The organism is Nonlabens sp. Ci31, from assembly GCF_012974865.1.
Classification (GTDB): domain Bacteria; phylum Bacteroidota; class Bacteroidia; order Flavobacteriales; family Flavobacteriaceae; genus Nonlabens.
Genome location: NZ_CP043633.1, coordinates 981,993 through 1,000,742, shown reverse-complemented (window position 1 = coordinate 1,000,742; position 18,750 = coordinate 981,993). Strand labels below are relative to the sequence as shown.

General features: G+C 38.4%; 16 protein-coding genes. All 16 read left to right on the top strand.

Going from position 1 to position 18,750, the window contains the following annotated elements:
* Positions 1-4: 4 nt before the first annotated feature.
* The 16 genes from F0365_RS04540 (at position 5) to F0365_RS04465 (ending at position 18,733) form a co-directional block, all read left to right on the top strand.
* The gene (locus F0365_RS04540; protein ID WP_169932606.1) at positions 5-1,462 is read left to right on the top strand and encodes a RagB/SusD family nutrient uptake outer membrane protein; all 1,458 of its coding nucleotides are present in this window, start codon (positions 5-7) and stop codon (positions 1,460-1,462) included.
* Positions 1,463-1,473: 11 nt separating this feature from the next.
* Positions 1,474-3,030: a hypothetical protein gene (locus F0365_RS04535; RefSeq protein ID WP_169932605.1), complete on the top strand. Its 1,557-nt coding sequence runs from the start codon at positions 1,474-1,476 to the stop codon at positions 3,028-3,030.
* 10 nt (positions 3,031-3,040) lie between these two features.
* Positions 3,041-4,024 carry a PKD domain-containing protein gene (locus F0365_RS04530; RefSeq protein WP_169932604.1) on the top strand — a complete coding sequence of 328 codons (984 nt, stop codon included), beginning with the start codon at positions 3,041-3,043 and terminating at the stop codon, positions 4,022-4,024.
* A gap of 363 nt (positions 4,025-4,387) precedes the next feature.
* The gene (locus F0365_RS04525; protein WP_169932603.1) at positions 4,388-5,053 is read left to right on the top strand and encodes a succinate dehydrogenase cytochrome b subunit; all 666 of its coding nucleotides are present in this window, start codon (positions 4,388-4,390) and stop codon (positions 5,051-5,053) included.
* Positions 5,054-5,063: 10 nt separating this feature from the next.
* Positions 5,064-7,067 (top strand): fumarate reductase/succinate dehydrogenase flavoprotein subunit, encoded by a 2,004-nt coding sequence (locus F0365_RS04520; protein ID WP_169932602.1) that lies wholly within the window; start codon positions 5,064-5,066, stop codon positions 7,065-7,067.
* Between the two features lie 88 nt (positions 7,068-7,155).
* Positions 7,156-7,293, top strand: a complete 138-nt coding sequence (locus tag F0365_RS16640) for a four helix bundle protein (protein WP_262889023.1) — start codon at positions 7,156-7,158, stop codon at positions 7,291-7,293.
* 191 nt (positions 7,294-7,484) lie between these two features.
* Positions 7,485-8,231 (top strand): succinate dehydrogenase/fumarate reductase iron-sulfur subunit, encoded by a 747-nt coding sequence (locus F0365_RS04510; protein WP_169932601.1) that lies wholly within the window; start codon positions 7,485-7,487, stop codon positions 8,229-8,231.
* Positions 8,232-8,347: 116 nt separating this feature from the next.
* Positions 8,348-9,481, top strand: coding sequence for a methionine aminotransferase (locus F0365_RS04505; RefSeq protein WP_169932600.1), 1,134 nt, complete (start codon positions 8,348-8,350; stop codon positions 9,479-9,481).
* Between the two features lie 623 nt (positions 9,482-10,104).
* Positions 10,105-10,599: a hypothetical protein gene (locus F0365_RS04500; protein ID WP_169932599.1), complete on the top strand. Its 495-nt coding sequence runs from the start codon at positions 10,105-10,107 to the stop codon at positions 10,597-10,599.
* Positions 10,600-10,937: 338 nt separating this feature from the next.
* Positions 10,938-12,404 carry a lipopolysaccharide biosynthesis protein gene (locus F0365_RS04495; RefSeq protein WP_169932598.1) on the top strand — a complete coding sequence of 489 codons (1,467 nt, stop codon included), beginning with the start codon at positions 10,938-10,940 and terminating at the stop codon, positions 12,402-12,404.
* Positions 12,401-12,835, top strand: coding sequence for a dUTP diphosphatase (gene dut, locus F0365_RS04490; RefSeq protein ID WP_169932597.1), 435 nt, complete (start codon positions 12,401-12,403; stop codon positions 12,833-12,835). Before F0365_RS04495 ends, dut begins: the two co-directional genes overlap by 4 nt.
* A 315-nt stretch (positions 12,836-13,150) precedes the next feature.
* Positions 13,151-14,308 carry a tetratricopeptide repeat protein gene (locus F0365_RS04485; RefSeq protein WP_169932596.1) on the top strand — a complete coding sequence of 386 codons (1,158 nt, stop codon included), beginning with the start codon at positions 13,151-13,153 and terminating at the stop codon, positions 14,306-14,308.
* Positions 14,309-14,321: 13 nt separating this feature from the next.
* Positions 14,322-15,338 (top strand): sugar phosphate nucleotidyltransferase, encoded by a 1,017-nt coding sequence (locus tag F0365_RS04480; protein ID WP_169932595.1) that lies wholly within the window; start codon positions 14,322-14,324, stop codon positions 15,336-15,338.
* Between the two features lie 60 nt (positions 15,339-15,398).
* Positions 15,399-16,772: a tetratricopeptide repeat protein gene (locus F0365_RS04475; protein WP_169932594.1), complete on the top strand. Its 1,374-nt coding sequence runs from the start codon at positions 15,399-15,401 to the stop codon at positions 16,770-16,772.
* Complete coding sequence (locus F0365_RS04470; protein WP_169932593.1) at positions 16,772-17,527, top strand: DUF4292 domain-containing protein; 756 nt, start codon at positions 16,772-16,774, stop codon at positions 17,525-17,527. Before F0365_RS04475 ends, F0365_RS04470 begins: the two co-directional genes overlap by 1 nt.
* Positions 17,528-18,733 (top strand): murein hydrolase activator EnvC family protein, encoded by a 1,206-nt coding sequence (locus F0365_RS04465; protein WP_169932592.1) that lies wholly within the window; start codon positions 17,528-17,530, stop codon positions 18,731-18,733.
* Positions 18,734-18,750: the final 17 nt, after the last annotated feature.

The window sequence follows — 18,750 nt, the reverse complement described above, 5'->3', positions numbered from 1 at the left end:
CAAGATGAAAATTTATAAGATATATATGCTATTATTCGTCGCAGCCATAGGCTTTAATGCGTGTAGCGAGGATTATATAGACGTTACTAGTGAAGATGCTAATTCAGAAAATTTTTTTAACACGCAAGCCGATTATGAAAACGCATTAATTGCGGCTTATGACCTGCTACAGTCCAGTTATATTAATGTCATGTTGGGTGAGATAGCCTCAGATAATACTCTGGCTGGTGGCGAGAGCGCTACTGATGTTATAGGTATCCAACAAATAGACGATATGATTCACACGCCTGTAAATGCGCAATTAACAGATTTATGGAGGTGGATGTTTGCGGGTGTGAATAGAGCAAATTACATCATGGAATTTAAAGATAAAACGGACTTTCCCGATAAGCCAAGAGTACTAGGGGAAACACGTTTTCTTAGAGCTTACTATTATTTTGAATTGGTCAAATTTTTTGGGGATGTACCGTTAGTGGTAGATCAACGATTTTTATTTGGAGATCAGTTCGAAGTAGATCGCACTCCTAAAGCAGCTGTTTATGAACAGATTGAACGAGATTTGATGTTTGCAGTTGATAACTTAGAATACACTACTCCAGATGTAGGTCGTGCTACTAAAGGTAGTGCACAAGCCTTGTTAGGAAAGGTATACTTGTTTCAAGAGAAATATATAGAGGCTGCTGATGTGCTCGATGACCTAATCGGTTTTGGACCTTATAGCCTAGTTACCGATTATTCAACAATTTTTGAAAATGACAATGAAAACAATTCAGAGTCGGTTTTTGAAATTCAGTATTCAGATGCTGAGGGTGCTGGTTTTGGTTGTTTACAATGTAGTGAAGGAAATGTTGCAGTAGGATTTAATGGTATTAGAAATTATAACGGCCCTACTTTTGACTCCGGATTCAGTTTTAATGTCCCTACTCAAGAGGTGGTAGATCTATTTGATGCCGCTGATCCACGTAAAGACACGGCAATTTTAGATATAGACGCTTTCGCGGCAGCTAACAACGCTACATTTAGTGTAGGTTTTGAACATACAGGTTATTACAATAGAAAATATATTGCTCGACAAGGGGATTTGAATACTGGAGATGCTAATCTTACCAACCCTAATAACTACCGGGCCATAAGACTCGCAGATGTTTATTTGATGGCAGCAGAGGCTTATAACAGCGGAGGTCTAGGAGATGGACAGGCACAAACGTATCTCAACGAGGTACGAACTAGAGTTGGATTACCTGATGTGCTAACTTCAGGCACGGCCTTAACAGACGCTATATTTCTAGAACGCAGACTAGAGCTAGTTGGTGAAGGACACCATTTCTTTGATTTAGTAAGAACTGGTCGTGCAGCGGCAGAAATAGACGGTTTTGTAGCCGGCAAACATGAAATTTTCCCCATCCCACTAGAAGAGATTTTACTTGCTGGGAATCGATGGGAACAAAATCCTAATTATTAATACGATTTGAAATGAAAAACATTAAATTTTTATTAGTTGCTCTAATAGTTGCCAGTACGGCTCTGTGGAGTTGTGATAGTGATGACAGCAGAGATTTAAGTCTGGCACTAGAGGCTCCTAAGGACTTGGGTCTAATTTTTAACATTACTCAAGACAATTCTGGCCTTGTGACCATTTCACCTTCTGGTGTTGATGTGACAAGCTTTGAGGTCTTCTATGCAGACGGTACTGGTGAGTCCACGGTTTTGCCATTAGGAGAAAACGCACAACGCAATTATGCTGAAGGTACTTATCCTGTAAGAGTGGTTGCCACTAATTTAAGTGGTAAAACTACAGAGTTTACTAAAAACCTCGATGTATCCTTTAGAGCTCCAGAGAATCTGGTTGTTACTGTTACAGAAAGTGCAACATCTAACTTTGGTGTTTCAGTTAACGCTACAGCAGACTTTGAGACCGCTTTTGAAGTTACTTTTGGCGAGGATCCAGCATTAGCGGCTGTTGTTTTTATGGAAGGTGAGGAAGTTATTTACGATTATTCAAGTACTGGAACATATACCGTAACCGTTACTGCTTTGAGTGGTGGTGCTGCTATTACTGCAGTAACTGAAGTGGTTATGATTGAAGACCCGGTGATGTTACCATTGGACTTTGAGTCGTCTACTTTAAATTACAATTTAATCAACTTTGAATCTAACGTTGCTATCATCAATAATCCTGACGTTAGCGTAGATAATAATAGTACTAAAGTAGTCAGCATAGTAAAGACCGGGGCACAGACCTATGGAGGTGTTGTTGTGCCACTAGGCGGGCCTATAGACTTTTCAGGACCACAGAGCCTGAGAATGAAAACATGGTCACCAATGCCTATAGGAACAAAGGTTACCATTAAAATGGAAAATTCAGATGGTAGTATTGCATCGGTAGATTATGAAGCATTTACAACTAAGCTTGGTGAATGGGAAACGCTTTTCTTTGATACCACAGGTTTAGATACAACCCAGCCTTTTAGTCGTTTTGTAGTGTTTTTTGATTTAGGAGGTGCGCCTACTGCTGATGTGAATTACTTTGATGATATTGAGCTAGCTGATGGTCCTCCGATACTATTGCCTTTAACTTTTGAAGATGCTAACAGGATATATAATATAGGTACGAATAATGGAGCATTCTCCATAATTCCTAATCCTGTGCCAGATATGGTAAATAGTTCTGGTACGGTGATGCAGTTTGATCGACCTGCTACTGGGCCCAATAACTTTTCTTTGGTTGCCATAGTTATTGATCAACCGGTTGCATTTAGTGCAACAACTTCTTTCACTTTAAAAGTGTATTCTCCTAGAGCAGGTTTGCCGGTATGGTTAAAAATCGAAAGAGTAGGTAACGGTGGTTTATTTCAAGAAGTGACAAGTGTTACCACTACGGTTGCTAATGGTTGGGAAGAACTAACCTTCAACTCCTTTAGCGGCAGTACTACAGCCGACTTAAGGAATGTTGTGATATTCTTTGATCCGCTAGCGGCAACTGCTGCCCCAGAGACGATCTATATTGATGACTTAATAAAAACTAATTAAAAATATAGCAATGAAATATTATTATAAACTTTTAATAGTCTTGATTTTGGGAGTCCTATTCCAATCATGTCAAGATGACGACACCGAATTTGGTGCTGTGATTGCGCCTAGTAATTTGGTATTAAATTTTGATATTCAAGGTGAAACTGTAGCTGACCCTAACGGAGATGGAACTGGAATAGTAGTCTTTAATGCAATGTCAGATAATGCTCTTAATTATACTTATGACTTTGGTGATGGGCGCAATGGTTCTTCTTTTGATGGAACTATAGAGCACCGTTTTGTAGAATTGGGTGTGATAAGTTACAATGTTACGGTAACCGCTACTGGGACAGGCGGAGCTGCAACAACACAAACTGTCATAATAGATGTGTTAAGCACCTTTGATGATGCAGAGGCAAAAGACTTCTTAACAGGAGGAACTTCTAAAACATGGTATTGGTCAGTAACTGAAAATGGTCATTGGGGAGTAGGACCTACAAATTTGATAGGAGGACAGTCTCCGGATGCTTATTATACTCCAGCATTTTTCCCGGTTCCTGCATTTGGAAGGTATTGTAATGAGTTAACAGAATGTTTTTACGAGGATGAAATGACGTTTACAAAAGCCGGAAATAATGTTATTTATGAGTTGAATAATTTTGGAGGCACTTATTTTCACAATTCCTATCTAACTCAATTTGGTGGTCCATCGGCTCTTAATACGGCCAATGCCGATGAATGCTTGCCATTTACAGCTCCTGCTCCTGGTGTGGTTACTTTTCTTCCTACACTTGATACAGATGCTCCAGTGGATCAATCTAGAAAAACCACTATGTTATTAGCAAACGACAGTTTTATTAGCTGGTACGTAGGAAGTAGTGAGTATGAAATCTTAGAAATTACTGCAAATAGAATGGTACTGCGCACGGTACAAGCAAATGATCCAGCACTCGCCTGGTATCATACGCTTACGACGGATGTTCCAGTGAACCCCAACCCTAGTTGTATTTAGAATAGCAATAGTTAAACGATTATTAAGCCACTCTTATAAGGAGTGGCTTTTTTATGCTCGCTTTCGCGAAAACGATATATAATTATTGGTCCTCATAAGTCAGTAGCTCTTTAAGTATTCAAAGGCAGGTATGATTAGGAACGCATATTCTTCTCGATATAAAGGGTAAGCAAACAAAACAACAACATTTTCTTAACTCTTTTCTTGAAAGTAAAAGAGGTGATATGCTACTTAATAGAGGACTGTATGCATAAAAATTATTAAGACTGAATCCAAATAAGGCAAAGTAATAGGGCTTTTAACTATTACGATTGATATTGAGACGGCTGAAACTTATCTTTGCAGCAAATTAAAAAATTATACATGAGCGCATTAGTAAAATCATCGCTTGCTAGAAAGTGGGTAATGGCACTTTCAGGATTATTCTTAGTTATATTCTTAACACAGCATTTTGTAATTAACATTACTTCTGTTATTGCACCAGACACTTTTAATGAATGGTCTCATTTTATGGGATACAACGTATTAGTGCAATATATTGCTCAACCTATATTAATAGGGGGGTTGATAGTACACTTTATCATGGGTATCGTCTTAGATTATCAAAACAGAAAAGCACGTCCCATAAAATATGCTAAATTTTCGGGTAATTCAAACTCTACTTGGGTGTCTCGTAACATGATCATTACTGGTCTTGTGGTGCTTGCCTTTTTAGGATTACACATGTATGACTTTTGGGTTCACGAGATGGCTTACAAATATATTGAAAGTAATCCTGAAGATCCAACACGTTACCTGCCAGAGTTGAAAGAAAAATTTGAGCCGTTTTGGAGAACTGTCATATACGTTATCTCTTTTATTCTCTTGTCCATGCACTTATGGCACGGGTTTAACAGCTCTTTCCAGTCTATGGGAGCCAAAGCAGTTAATAAAGGTGATGGATTGAGAAAAGCAACTTACGCATGGTCAGTATTGATCCCTGCTGGGTTTATTTTCATCGCGTTGTACCACCATTTTACTCACTCATAATATATAAATTATGTCAGTATTAGATTCTAAAGTACCTAAAGGGCCCCTCGAAGAAAAGTGGGTCAATCATAAAAATCACATTAATCTGGTCAACCCAGCAAACAAACGTAACATAGATGTTATAGTTGTTGGAACTGGTTTGGCAGGTGGCTCTGCTGCAGCAACTCTTGCTGAACTAGGTTACAATGTAAAGACATTTTGTTATAATGATTCTCCGCGTCGCGCGCATTCCATTGCTGCACAAGGGGGAATTAATGCCGCTAAAAACTATCAAGGAGATGGAGATTCTAACTACCGTCTGTTTTATGATACCATAAAAGGTGGTGACTATAGATCTCGTGAAGCAAACGTTCACAGACTTGCTGAAGTCTCTTCTAACATTATTGACCAGTGCGTAGCACAAGGAGTTCCTTTTGCTCGTGAGTATGGAGGTTTGTTAGATAACCGTTCTTTTGGTGGTGTATTAGTTTCAAGAACTTTTTACGCTGCAGGTCAAACGGGACAGCAGTTATTGTTAGGAGCTTATTCGGCATTGAACAGACAGATCAACCGTGGTAAAGTAACTCCATTCAACCGTCATGAGATGTTAGATCTTGTAAAGGTGGACGGTAAAGCACGTGGTATTATTGCTCGTAACTTAGTTACAGGAGAGATAGAAAGACATGGAGCACATGCTGTAGTAATTGCTTCTGGTGGTTATGGAAATGTATTTTTCCTTTCTACAAACGCTATGGGTAGTAATGTAATGGCAGCATGGAGAGCACACCGACGTGGTGCTTATTTTGCAAACCCATGTTATACACAAATTCACCCAACTTGTATTCCAGTTAGTGGTGATCACCAATCTAAACTGACATTGATGTCAGAATCTTTGCGTAATGATGGACGTATTTGGGTTCCTAAAAACTTAGAAGACGCAAAAGCAATACGTGAAGGGAAGTTGAAAGGTGTCAACCTTAAAGAAGAAGATAGAGATTATTACCTAGAAAGAAGGTATCCAGCTTTTGGTAACTTGGTGCCACGCGATGTAGCATCCCGTGCTGCAAAAGAGCGTTGTGATGCCGGTTATGGTGTTAATAAAACAGGTAATGCTGTTTATCTAGATTTTGAAGCTTCCTTCTTCAGATATGGAAAAGTAGAAGCTTTAACAAGTGGTCATAAAGATGCTAGTAAAGAAGAGATGATTGCTTTAGGTAAAAAAGTTATAGAAAAAAAATACGGTAACTTATTTGACATGTACCGCAATATCGCAGACGAGAATCCATACGAAGTACCGATGAAGATTTTCCCTGCGGTCCATTACACCATGGGTGGATTATGGGTAGATTATAATTTACAAACCACAGTGCCTGGATGTTTTGCTGCTGGTGAAGCAAACTTCTCTGATCATGGTGCTAACCGTTTAGGAGCAAGTGCTTTGATGCAAGGTCTAGCTGATGGATATTTCGTTTTACCATACACCATTGGTGATTACCTGGCAGACGAAATCAGAACAGGTGCTATTTCTACAGAAACAGCCGAGTTTGATCAAGCAGAAAAAGACACTCGTGCGCGCATCGAGAAATTGATGAATGGTACAGGAACTCATTCTGTTGATTACTATCATAAGAAATTAGGTTTGATCATGTGGAACAAATGTGGGATGTCTCGTAATGCGACAGACCTACAAGCAGCCATGGATGAAATCGCTGAGTTGAGAGCAGATTTCTGGAAGAATGTAAAAGTTCCAGGAACGGCAGATACTAAAAACCAAGAGCTAGAGAAAGCTGGGCGTGTTGCCGATTTCCTTGAATTAGGGGAGTTGTTTGCAAAAGATGCATTAGATAGAAACGAAAGTTGTGGTGGTCATTTCCGTGAGGAATATCAAACTGCAGATGGTGAAGCATTGCGTGATGATGAAAACTATGCATACGTTAGTGCTTGGGAATACAATGAGAATCCGCGTGATGCTAAATTGCACAAAGAAGACTTGGTCTTTGAAAATGTGGAATTGAAGACTCGTAGTTATAAATAGAAATTAGTTAACTGATAATTGTTTGTATTTCGCTTTCGCGAAAGCGAAATACAATAAATAAACGAGTGAGATAAGAAGCTTTAAAGACTTGAATTGCTGGAAAAAAGGCAAAGAGATTAGAAATAAAGTTTCTGAATTACTTAAAACTTTTCCTAAACACGAAAGGTTTGATTTAGTTTCTCAAATGAGAAGGGCATCAAGATCAGATACATTGTGCACTTGTTGAAAAGTATATAAATAGTGATGTCGCAGATGTTTTAGAAAAAGATATTTACGACAATATAAAAATTTGAACGGCTATATTAAGTATTTAAAAAAAGCCAAAAGTTAATAACCGGTTGTTATGAGCTAGTCAGGGAACTTTTCACAGTTGACCATTAACTAACAATTAATAACCATTAACAAATTAATAAAAGTATGAAACTTACTTTAAAAATATGGAGACAGGCTGGTCCTGAAGCCAAAGGAAAAATGGTTACTTATCCTATTGATGGTATTGAAGGCGATATGTCTTTCCTTGAGATGATGGATATCTTAAACGAAGATTTGATCAATAAAGGAGAGGTTCCTGTAGAATTTGATCACGACTGTCGTGAAGGAATCTGTGGATCTTGTAACATGATGATTAATGGACAACCTCATGGGCCGCAAAAATTGACAACTACTTGTCAATTGCACATGAGAAAGTTTAATGATGGAGATAGCATCACTATTGAGCCATGGAGAGCAGCCGCTTTTCCAGTGATCAAAGATTTAATTGTCGATCGTTCTTCTTTTGATAGAATCCAGCAGTCTGGTGCTTATGTATCGGTTAACACTTCAGGTAATACTCAAGACGCAAACTCTATTCCGATTGAGAAAGCTAAAGCAGATGAAGCATTTCACTCAGCAACTTGTATAGGTTGTGGAGCTTGTGTTGCAGCTTGTAAAAACGCTAGTGCTATGTTATTTACCAGCGCAAAGGTTTCTCAATACGCTTTGTTACCACAAGGCGAAATTGAGGCTACTGACCGCGTGATGAACATGGTACGTCAAATGGATATTGAAGGTTTTGGTAACTGTACCAATACTGGGGCTTGTATGATCGAGTGTCCTAAAGGAATTAAATTAGAAAATATTGCACGTATGAATCGCGAGTATTTAAAAGCAGAAACTATAGGATAGTTTCTTAAAATAGAATTATAAGTATCCCACTTTAGTTGTACTGAAGTGGGATTTTTTATGCTGGAAAAGGTGCTTTTTCTTTCTTTTTATAAAAAATGATTTCGTAATTTACAAGTATGATTTCAAAGCTTCCCAAGGTCACAGAATCCATCTTTACTACTATGAGCAGGCTCTCGCACGAGCAAAACGCTCTTAATCTCTCTCAAGGATTTCCTAATTTCCCAGCAGATCCTATTTTAAAAGAGTTGTTAGTAAAGGCGATTCAAGACGATAAAAATCAATACGCTCCTATGGCAGGACTGATGTCAATACGCGCAGCGATTTCTAACATGACGCAACAACAACACAATGCTTTTTACCATCCAGAAAATGAAATTTGCTTGACTGCCGGGGCGACTCAAGGGATTTTCTCTGCGATACAAGCAATGGTGCATTCTGGCGATGAGGTAATGCTATTCACCCCAGCATATGATTGCTATGAACCGGCGATTCAACTCGCTGGCGGAAAAGCAATTCCTATAGCAATGACGCTGCCAGAATTTAGTATAGACTGGGAAGAAGTGCGTGATAAAATCACTTATAAAACCAAGATGATTCTAATCAATACGCCTCACAATCCCAGCGGTAATATGCTGACACATGAGGATATGCATGAGCTACAGCAAATAGTAGTGAATAATAACCTGTTGTTATTAAGCGATGAGGTCTATGAACATATTTCTTTTGACGGAAGAGCACACCTTAGTGCTGCGAGATACGATGGCCTGCGTGATCGCAGTTTTATAATGGGTAGTTTCGGAAAAACCTTTCATGTTACCGGATGGAAAATGGGGTTTTGTCTCGCTCCTAAACATTTAATGGAAGAATTTTATAAAGTACATCAGTACGTAGTGTATTGTGTAAATCATCCCGTACAAGATGCGATAGCTAATTATATTCAAGAACCTTATAGATATCGAGAATTAGGTGCTTTTTATCAGCGCAAACGCGATCTTTTCTTAAACCTTATAAAGGACAGCCGGTTTTCTTTTACACCTGCTCACGGTTCTTATTTTCAGTTGTTGGATTATAGTGCGATTACCGATGAACCTGATGTAGATTTTGCCAGAAGACTCACTATCGAACATAAAATAGCCAGTATACCAATTTCTGTTTTTATGAATGGAAAAGATCCTAAAATGTTGCGGTTTTGCTTTGCAAAGAAGGATGAAGAGATTATCGCCGCGGCTAAGATTTTGAATAGTTTGTAATGGTGTTTTCTAAAATATTCTCCCGAAGCTATCCTCTCTATCTACGGAGTCAATAAAAAGGGAGGTTTCAATTTCAGCATTCGATATTCCTTAATCGGTGTTCGATTTTCAAATTAGCTCTGCAACCTTTTCCCATGCCATATCTTCTATCGGCTCAGCTGAGATCGTCGGAGGTAATAAAAAGGGGAGGTTTCTCAACAGAACTTGAGCTTATCGAACTTGAAAAACAATCTTTAATGTATATCAAAATCAAAAAAAGAGAGCTTATGTTTCTGCACCTTTCAAGCTTGGGGAACAGAAATCCACATCATGTTTCTGCACCCTTTAGGCTTGAGGAACAGAAACCAATTTCTTGTTTCTGCACCCTTTAGGCTTGAGAAACAGAAACCTACACGATGTTTCTGCACCCTTTAAGCTTGGGTAAAGGAAAAATAAGTTAGATTTTTTTGCACACTAAGGCGCTGGAAAGAGTTTGTCGATGTTGTTGGTGAAAGCAAACCTGACAAAGAGTATCCCAAAACGCTATCTTCTCACCACTCTTTCAGTCCAGCGTTCTTGTTTCTTTAATAAGTACTACTTTTATCATTCGGCACAATCATTGAATTCATCAAACAAAATACCTTATGAAATACTTCACTCTATTTATAGCGATTATTTTAAGTTCTTGTAGTTCTCAAAAAATCTCCAAAACCTTGTCCAGTACCGATTTTAAAGTCGGCGAGCAGCCTTATTATGAAGAATGGACTGGTGGTGCGCCAGGTTCTGGAAGTGGCGTGACGCTGTATTTTCCCGCCTCGATAATAGAAGGACATCAGTTAGAATCGGTTTATTTCCGTGGTATGGAGAATAATGTAGCTAGCTTTACTTCAAATGACAAGCAAATGTTAGTCACCCGCTTTAGTTTTCCTAATACAGATAGGGACATGAGTTTGGATCCTAAAAATGAATACGGTAACGAAGCACCTCAAATGGAAGGATTGCCTATTAAATTACTCAAAGACGAAGCGGTAATTGCATTTGAAGTAGACGGAAAAACAAAACTCGTAAAGTTGGAAGGTATAACGCAAAAAGAAAGCATCGCTTTTCCTGGAGCACCACCACAAGGCGATGGTAATTAAATTTTGATAGAACTGATAAACAGATCATCTGATTGCTATCAAGAACACATGCTTTGGACTAGGTGAGGATTTCTCGCTCGATGATCACCACCTAGCTAACATGCTGTGGATTTTATGAAATTTACAACAGGGTGATGGCTCGTTTTCTAGAGCCTGAATACGATGATATCGGCTCATCCTAAAGTCGGAAAGTTAGATGAGATGCTGGTTGAAAACCAAAGAACTTTAATCATCTCGAAATTTAATTAAACCCTTACTTATTTCATTTTCCTAAAGTTAGAATTAATTCTAGCCTTAGGAAAATAATCCTACCTTTGAAATTCAAATAAGCCATCTTTTTGAGTTCCATAAAAAACCTTTTTAAAAACACCTTTATCTACGGTCTGGCGACTGTTTTGCCACGATTGCTTACGGTTTTATTAACTAAACTACTCACGGAGTACTTACCTGGAAAAGTAGAATTTGGAGAGGTTTCTATCATCTTTTCTTATATCATTTTTGCAAACGTCATCCTTACTTATGGTATGGAAACGGCTTTTTTTAGGTTTTATAACGATGCTTCTACTAAAGCCAAGACGTTAGGAACAGCACTTGTTTCCTTGCTGGCAACTACCCTTGTTTTTGGTTTGGCAGCCTATTTATTTATAGATCAAATAGAAGCGGCAACAGGCTTGTCTGCTCAATATTGGAAATGGGTCATTGCCGTAATCGTCTTTGATACTTTAATGGTCATTCCGTTTGCTTATATGCGAGCGCAAGGAAAATCGACTAAATATGCACTGATCAAATTGTTCAATGTGTTGATCACAGTAGGTATGACCTTATTGTTTTTTACGGTTTTACAAGATTTTCCTTCTATGGAAAGAGTACTTCCAGCAGATAGAATTGAGCTCTTTTTTATTGCTTTTCTCTCGGCAAGTTTTATCACGTTTTTAATAGTCATAAAACCCTATTTCACCAAATGGGAATTTGATGCAACACTTTGGAAAACCATGTTTTCCTACGGCTGGCCCATTCTTTTGGCTGGTTTTGCATTTGCGATTAATGAAACTGTAGACAAAATATTGCTTCAAAAATTGCTTCCGGTTGGGGAAGAAGAGGCAGAAGGAATTGTAGGCGTTTACACCGCAGGCTATCGACTTGCCGTAGGAATGACTTTGTACGCACAAGCCTTCAGACTAGGAGTAGAACCCTTCTTTTTTAGTCAGTCAGGAGATAAAAATGCTACACAACAATATGCATTGATTACTAAAGCCTTTGTCGCTTTTGGATCTGTGGCGTTGATGGCCTATGTGGTTTTGGTAGATTTCATAAAACCTTATATTGTTAAAGAGGGCTTCGAAACCGCTATGGAAGTCGTGCCACTTATTTTGATCGCTTATTTCTTCTCAGGGATTTATCAAACGCTTTCTGTATGGTATAAAATCCAGGATAAGACTCGGTATGGCGCCTACATTTCCATTACAGCAGCAGTACTTACCATTTTCGTGAATGTACTATTGATTCCGCATATAGGTTATATGGCGAGTGCTTATGCGACTTGTGCCGCTTATGCTTTGATGATGGTAGTTTCTTATCTCATTGGTAGAAAACATCTTGCCGTACCGTATGATCTTACAAATATTTTACTTTACTTGATCTTATCTATAAGTTTCTCATTGGTGTTTTTCTATTTTGTAAGAGAAGAATTAGGTATAGAAAGCTGGCAAACCTATCTTGTAGGAGCTTTAATGACGCTTGCAATGATAGCAGTAGTTAGCTTACGCGAAAGAGAAATAATTAACAAAATCCTCAAAAGAAAATGACCATTAAAATCATAAATAAATCGGCACACGCATTACCTCATTACGAAACCCAGGCAAGTGCAGGAATGGATTTACGAGCAAGTCTTAAAGCAGCCGTAACTTTACAACCGCTAGAACGAGCGATTATAAAAACAGGATTATTTATAGAACTTCCTATAGGAACAGAAGCTCAGGTAAGACCTAGAAGCGGTCTGGCTGCCAAAAAAGGGGTAACCGTCCTCAATGCACCCGGAACTATAGATGCAGATTACCGAGGAGAAATAGGAGTGATATTAGTAAACTTATCAAACGAGGCCTTTACCGTAGAAGATGGAGAACGCATCGCGCAGTTAGTCATCTCAAAACACGAGCGTGCAGACTGGCATAAAGTAGAAGAATTGAGCAGTACAGAAAGAGGAGCAGGTGGTTTTGGAAGTACAGGAGTGAAGTGAAATCGAACTTGAACTTAAAAAAGAATCAAGGGAAAAGAGATCTGTTGGGACACAGAACAAATTTCTGTCAAGCTTGGTCGCGACCTTTTTACTTATGAAAAAAGCTTGTTTTACATACCGTATTTCCGTAAATAAGACCAAAAAATGTCTGATCGAGTCTAACTCTAATACATAAAGCCCCAACAAAAAAGAAAGCTAATAACGATCATCAATTCTCAACTAAACTTGATTTGTGAAGAGACAATCGATAGTGTTGAAAACACTAATAAATTTAAATAGATAAAATAGAATGACTTGATTATAAAGATAATAACTATGAAAAACCTGCTAATTATTATACTATTGCTTTTATCTCTAGGCAGCTTTGCACAGGTAGAAGCTAAAAATAAAGTCATGTCTGCTGTGATCTGTGAATGTTTAGAAAATACGGAAGCAGCGTCCTTAAAAGAAAACTTTCAGGAAACCTATAAAGAATGTCTTAAGGGAGCAGTGCTAGCGGGAATGCTATCCCAAATCAATACTCAAAGGGATACCACTATTACCATAAATCCGGAGGCGGGTATAGAACGTATCGATCAGTCCGATATGGAAGCTACTATGTTATTGCTTCAAAAAAACTGTGATATCTATAATACGTATACAACAGCAATACTACCTTTAGACAGCCTAGTCCCAGATGTATCTAGCGAAGCATGTGAATGTGTAGGGAGAATCTCCACCAGTATTTCTCTAGAAGAAAAGAACCTGTTAATTAAGGAGTGCACTACAAATGCAATCGTTACGAGTATCTCTTCTAAGAAAGCAAATCTGAGCACGGTAGAACAAATGAAATCCTTTTATAAAATGGTTTCAGACCACCTGGTAGAAAATTGTGCTGCGATTGAAAAAGTGACTTTTTCTAATGATGAAGAGAAATTAAACTCGTATTCTACCAATGAGAAGGCTATGGAATTCTATTTAAAGGGAATTGACTTTATGGAAGCTAAGGACTACAAAAAAGCCATTAAACTCTATGAAAAGGCGGTGGATATAGATTCTAAATTTGTGTTTGCTTGGGATAATCTAGGAAGATCCTACAGATTGATCAATAAGTACGACAAGGCTATAGAGGCTTATAAAAAATCTTATGCAGTAGACTCTTTAAATCCTACTTCCTTAATGAATATGGCAGTAGCTTATAACTACAAGAAAGATTTTGAAAGCGCTATATTTTGGTATCAAAAACTCCTAGAAATTAATCCTAAGGATCCAGAAGGTCACTATGGACTGGCTTTGATCTTTATGAATCAAAAAAGGATAGAAGAATCATTGCAAAAAGCCATCGACGCAAGAGCACTTTATATAGAATCAGGTTCTCCTTATACAGCAGATGCAGAAAAGCTAATGCGGTATTTATACGATATGTTTGCAGAAGAAAATAAACAAGAACGTTTCAAAAAGATTTGTTCGGACAATAATATTAACTTAGACTAAGTAATATAAAAAGATGAAAATAATAGTACCTATGGCAGGTCGTGGTTCACGATTACGCCCACACTCACTTACCGTTCCTAAACCATTAATTCCTATTGCAAATCAGCCTATCGTTCACCGATTGGTAAAAGATATTGCGCGTATTCTTTCAGAACCACTAGAAGAAATTGCCTTTATACTGGGAGATCCAGCATTTTTTGGAGGTGATGTCGTAAAAAGTTTAGAAGAATTGGCAAATGGTCTAGGTGCAAAAGCCAGTATTTACAGACAGCTCCAACCATTAGGGACTGGTCACGCGATCATGTGTGCCGAGCCATCTCTTTCAGGACCAGCAGTAGTTGCGTATGCAGACACTCTAATCAGAGCTAGCTTTGACCTGGACCCAGCAGCAGATGCGGTGATCTGGACCAAACAAGTGGACCAACCCGAAGCTTATGGGGTTGTAAAACTAAACGACAAAGATGAAATAGTGGAACTGGTAGAAAAGCCAAAGCAATTTGTAAGCGATCAGGCCGTTATTGGGATCTATTATTTTAAAGAAATTGCAGACCTCAAAAAGGAACTACAGTTTGTGATCGATAACGAGATCATCAATGGTGGAGAATACCAGATCAATGATGGTATCAAAAGAATGATGGCCTCTGGAAACATTTTTAAAACGGGAACCGTGGACGAGTGGATGGATTGTGGCAACAAAAATGTTGCGATAGAGACCAACCAACGCATTATGACTTTTATGGAAAAGGATGGAAGTGAAGAAATCAACTCACAACCTACTTTACAGGATTCTAAAATCATTCAGCCTTGTGTGATTGATAGCAGCGTGGTGCTCAAAAACAGTACCGTAGGACCTCATGTATCTATAGGCGCAGGAACACGTATTGAAAACTGTACGATAACCAACTCTTTGATCCAGAAGAATTCCACCATTAAAAATGCTACCTTAGACGAGGCCATGATAGGCAGCCACGTAAAGTATGATGGAAAGTTTACTAAAATTAGTATAGGAGACTATTCTACTTTGGAATAACACCTCATTTAATGGGTCATTTTGAGACCTATTTGGTATAACTTTTGAAAAGAACGACACATGAACAGGTTATTTAAAACATACTCATTTATCGCGATGATTTTCTTGGGCAATTTGGTTTTTGCTCAGGAAGAAGTCTTTTCTGATGAAGTAAATGTGGATGACTTAGGAGATGTTTCTGACGATTTCAAAGATAATTTTTTCAATGCCCTCGCTGCAAAAGCCATAGGCAATCACGATAAGGCGATTCAATATTTGGAGGCCTGCGAGAAAATGGAACCAGAATCTGGAGCGGTGCAATTTGAATTGGGTAAAAACTATTTGATGAGTGATGCTTTCGCGAAAGCGGAACAGAAAATAACTCGTGCCATAGAAATAGCAGGTGAAACAGAATGGCTGTTGGAAACCTTATACGATGTCTACGACAAGCAAAAAGAGTACGATAAATCCTTAAATGTTTTAGAAAAGCTCGTAAAAATCAATGAGAATTACGAAGAGTTATTGCCCTATCAGTATGCGAGAGCGAGCAAAAATCAAGAAGCACTGGCCATCATAAATAAGCTCGATACGCGTCTAGGGGAAGAAGAACGACGCACTCAGTTAAAAGTACAGATACAAGAGCGCTTAGATACAAATGAAGCCAGAGACGGCAATATTGAAGATTTAGAAGCAGCGATTGCTTCAAATCCTAAACAAGAGAAAGCTTATATCAACCTGATCTACCTGTATAGCAAAAAAAATAATCCGGAGAAAGTTCAAGAGGTTGCAGAGGCACTGGAAAAAAACCTGCCCGAAAGTGATAAAGCACAATTGGCGCTTTACAAGATTTACTTGGAAAATGGTAAAACATCTAAAGGAATCAAAAGCATGCAAAAAGTCTTTGAGTCGGTGCAGTTTGACACAGAGACTAAAATCAATGTGCTCAACGATTACATACAGTCTGGTGGAGCAGATCTAGAGGATCAAGAGATTCAAAACGCCATAAACGACTTTGCAAATCAAGTAGAAGATGTAGCTGCTTTTAGTGCTTTGGGAGATTATTATTTGAGGAGAAAAGATGCTGTAAGAGCGGTATCCTTCTATGAAAAAGGACTGGAACTGGACGATAAGAACTACGATTTAGTTAAAAAAGTAGCGCTTTTAAGTATCGATATTAAAGATTATAACAAGGCTGTAGAAGTTATAGATCAAGCTTTGGAAGTTTTTCCCGCACAAGCCTTACTTTATTTATTAAGTGGCGTAGCACATAACCATCTTAATGAGCCAGATATAGCTATTAGTCAGCTGGAAACTGGATTGAGCTTTTTACTCGATGAGCCCAAGCTAGAAAGCGATATGTACCAGCAACTCGCATGGAGTTACGATCAAAAAAACGATACAACTAAAGCGGCAAAAATGCGTTCTAAAGTTAAAATGCTGTCTAAAAAAACCTAATGAAATACTTGAAGTTCCTTCCCATAGCCTTGTTATTATTGCTTGCAGGTTGCGCTAGTACACAACGAGCCGCAAATAATGCAACAGCAACGGCCAAAAAATCTAAGGTGGTAAAAGCCCATGAAGCGGCACGTACCGATTTTAAAACGATGAATTCGCGACTTTCTGTGAGTTATGACAATTCTAAAACTACCCGATCCTTCACGGTAAATTTACGTATGGAAAAGGGCAAACAAATATGGATGAGCGCTGGACTTTTTGGCATTACGGCCGCAAAGGTGTACATCACTCCAGATCGAGTTCAGTTGTACGAAAAGCTGAATAAAAGAGCTTTTGACGGCGACTTTAGTTTAATAAGCGACTTTTTAGGTGAAGAAATTACCTTTGAGCAGTTAGAAGATTTACTACTGGGACAGGCGGTGGAACCCTTAGAAAACAAGAATTTTACCATTGTAAACAATGAATATCAGTTTCAGCAGGTTGCAGTGATGACCAAGATGTTTAATTTGCGCCCTACAGATTTTAAAGTCTCTGAACAATCTATTTCTAAGCCTTCTGAAGGTAGTTTTTTAAAGGTGAATTATCCGGAGTATCAAATTGTGGATGGAAGGGTCATTCCCTCAGAAATCAAAATTGATGCCCATCAAGGCGACCGGATTTCTAAAGTAGAAATGGAATTAAAAAGTGTGGACTTTGATCAAGAGATGACTTTTCCGTTTAACATGCCGTCAGGCTATAGCCCATTCAAATTCTAGATGAAAAAGCATATTTATTTATTGCTGTTGTTTTTGTTGTGTTTTGCATTCGCGAAAGCGCAATCAGAAAAAGCCGTTCTAGAAGAACGCAAAGCCGAAATCCAAAGAGAGATCAATCAGTTCGATAGGTTATTGAAGAACGTCCGGAAAGAAGAAAAAACCATGGTATTACTCGTGGAAACTATTGATAAAAAAATCTCTCGTACGCAAGAGATCATTAATATTACCAATAAACAGGCTAACACGCTTACCAGGAATATCAAATCTAATGTGGTTCAAATCAAGAAACTGGAAGTGGAGATTAAAGCATTGAAAGCAGAATATGCCGAAATGATTGTAAAAGCCTATAAATCTAAAAACGATCAAAGTCGCTTGATGTTTTTACTGAGTTCTGAAGATTTTTTACAAGCTTATAAAAGAGTTCAATACCTTCAAACTTATGCTAATTATCGTAAAAAACAAGCCGATGAGATTTCGTTGAAGTCAACAGGGCTTGCTGATAAGAATAAAGAATTGGAAAGTGAGAAAGAGGAAAAAAGCCGTGTGTTGGCGCTCAATCAAAGACAGCGAGTAGCTCTTAAAACAGATAAAGTAGAGCAAGTAGACTTACTGGCCGTTGTTCAGGCAAATGAAAAGAAATACGCAGCTGACATCAAGGAGAAATCAAGAGAACGCAATAAAATAGATCTAGAATTAAGAGCTTTAATCGCTGCAGATATCAAAGCTTCTAATAAGGGGAAAACAGGAACTGTGGAAAACAAATTCTTCTTAACTCCAGAAGCTAAAATCCTAGCTAATAATTTTAAAAGCAACAAAGGAAAGTTGCCATGGCCAGTGGAAGAAGGATTTGTATCCAGACGTTATGGTAAACAGCCACATCCAGTAGTGAAGTCGCTCACCATAGACTCAAACGGGTTGAGGATGCAAAGTCCAGGCGGTGCCAAAGTGCGCGCTATTTTTGAAGGCGAAGTCATCCGTATTACTAAGAGTAAATACGGTATTCTAGCGGTTCACATACGACACGGTAATTACACTTCTATCTATGACAATTTGAAATTAGTAAGCGTAGAAAAAGGTGATACCGTCAACACTAAGGATATCATAGGAGAAATATTCACCTCCAACTCTGGAGAGACAGAACTGAAATTTGTCTTAATGCAGGACACAGAAACAATAGATCCAGCACAATGGATAGCAAGAAAGTAAGGATTAAGGATGGGAGA

Bases quoted from the DNA above. Each gene is read 5' to 3' on its own strand.
- F0365_RS04530 (WP_169932604.1), top strand. From the start codon at position 3,041: ATGAAATATTATTATAAACTTTTAATAGTCTTGATTTTGGGAGTCCTA.
- F0365_RS04525 (WP_169932603.1), top strand. From the start codon at position 4,388: ATGAGCGCATTAGTAAAATCATCGCTTGCTAGAAAGTGGGTAATGGCA.
- F0365_RS04520 (WP_169932602.1), top strand. From the start codon at position 5,064: ATGTCAGTATTAGATTCTAAAGTACCTAAAGGGCCCCTCGAAGAAAAG.
- F0365_RS04540 (WP_169932606.1), top strand. From the start codon at position 5: ATGAAAATTTATAAGATATATATGCTATTATTCGTCGCAGCCATAGGC.
- dut (WP_169932597.1), top strand. From the start codon at position 12,401: ATGACCATTAAAATCATAAATAAATCGGCACACGCATTACCTCATTAC.
- F0365_RS04485 (WP_169932596.1), top strand. From the start codon at position 13,151: ATGAAAAACCTGCTAATTATTATACTATTGCTTTTATCTCTAGGCAGC.
- F0365_RS04470 (WP_169932593.1), top strand. From the start codon at position 16,772: ATGAAATACTTGAAGTTCCTTCCCATAGCCTTGTTATTATTGCTTGCA.
- F0365_RS04535 (WP_169932605.1), top strand. From the start codon at position 1,474: ATGAAAAACATTAAATTTTTATTAGTTGCTCTAATAGTTGCCAGTACG.
- F0365_RS04475 (WP_169932594.1), top strand. From the start codon at position 15,399: ATGAACAGGTTATTTAAAACATACTCATTTATCGCGATGATTTTCTTG.
- F0365_RS04465 (WP_169932592.1), top strand. From the start codon at position 17,528: ATGAAAAAGCATATTTATTTATTGCTGTTGTTTTTGTTGTGTTTTGCA.
- F0365_RS04480 (WP_169932595.1), top strand. From the start codon at position 14,322: ATGAAAATAATAGTACCTATGGCAGGTCGTGGTTCACGATTACGCCCA.
- F0365_RS04500 (WP_169932599.1), top strand. From the start codon at position 10,105: ATGAAATACTTCACTCTATTTATAGCGATTATTTTAAGTTCTTGTAGT.
- F0365_RS04510 (WP_169932601.1), top strand. From the start codon at position 7,485: ATGAAACTTACTTTAAAAATATGGAGACAGGCTGGTCCTGAAGCCAAA.
- F0365_RS04505 (WP_169932600.1), top strand. From the start codon at position 8,348: ATGATTTCAAAGCTTCCCAAGGTCACAGAATCCATCTTTACTACTATG.